At 65.1% G+C, this 1,139-nt stretch carries 1 protein-coding gene; it reads right to left on the bottom strand.

What is annotated here, in order from left to right:
• Positions 1 to 1,067 (bottom strand): xanthine dehydrogenase family protein molybdopterin-binding subunit (locus ACAX43_RS32915; RefSeq protein WP_370712483.1); only part of this gene is annotated, 1,067 nt, incomplete at its 3' end.
• Positions 1,068 to 1,139: the final 72 nt, after the last annotated feature.

Genomic DNA, 1,139 nt, shown 5'->3' with positions numbered 1-1,139 from the left:
CCGTGCATCCGGTAGAACGTTGCAGGTTCCGGCGCGCGCACATAGCCGCCGACGTCTTCGAGTTGATCGTAGGAAAGCGCGGTGATGCGTCCATCGCTTTCGACAGCGGCTTCGAGCGTCGAGAGCCGCGCCGTCGCGGAGGTCGCCGCACTCAAATGTTCGAGCCGGTCCTCGACCCACTTCACCGGTGCACCGGCCTTGCGCGACGCGAGGCACATCAACACGACATACGGGAACACCGCCTGCTTCACGCCGAAGCTGCCGCCCGAATCGCGCGGCGCCTTGTGACGCAAACGGTTCGCGGGCACATTGAGCGCCATCGCCATCACCGCGTGCAGCGAGAACGGCCCCATGAAATTCGACGTGACGTCGTAGCCTTCGTCGCCCGACAGATACTCCGCGATCACCACGCCGCATTCAATCGGCGCGCACGTGTTGCGCGGATAGTGCGCGACGACCTTCACGCGATGCGGCGCTCGTTCGAACGCGGCTTCCGGCTCGCCATAGTGAAAGTGCCGGTCGCTGATCACGTTCGTGCCGACGCGTTCGTGCAGGAGCGGCGCATCGCTCTTCGTCGACTGCTCGATCGACGTGACCGGATCGAGCATCGCGTATTCGACCTTGATCAGGTCGAGCGCATCTTCAGCGAGCGCGCGTGATTCCGCCATCACGACGGCCACCGGCTCGCCGACATAGCGCACGCGATCCATCGCTAGCGACCACTGCTCCATCGGTGACTTCACGCCGACGACGAACGGCCGCGACCATCCGCGCAGATCGTCGCGTGAGAGTACGGCGCGCACGCCACCGAGCTTCGACGCAGCTTCTGTATCGATTGCGATGAGTTCGGCGTGAGCATGCGGCGACCGCAGAACCGCCGCGTGCAACGTGCCGGGCTTGACCGCGATGTCGTCGCCGTAGCGCCCGCGGCCAGTCAGGATCGCGGGGTCTTCGAGGCGCTCCATCGAACGGCCGACATGACGCCGCGAGTGCGCTTCGTGCTCCGGCGCGACTTCATCCGCAGCGCGTGCATTGATATCGGCGAAGGCCGTCTCACGCTGGTTCATTGCTCTGCTCCTTCATTGCGGCTCGCGAATTCGTCGGCAAGACCGCTCCAGCGACGCGCGATTTCGCGATGC

The organism is Paraburkholderia sp. IW21 (genome assembly GCF_041321145.1).
Lineage (GTDB): Bacteria > Pseudomonadota > Gammaproteobacteria > Burkholderiales > Burkholderiaceae > Paraburkholderia.
The sequence above is the reverse complement of the archived record's forward strand: the minus strand, read 5'-3'. Positions and strand labels throughout refer to the sequence as shown.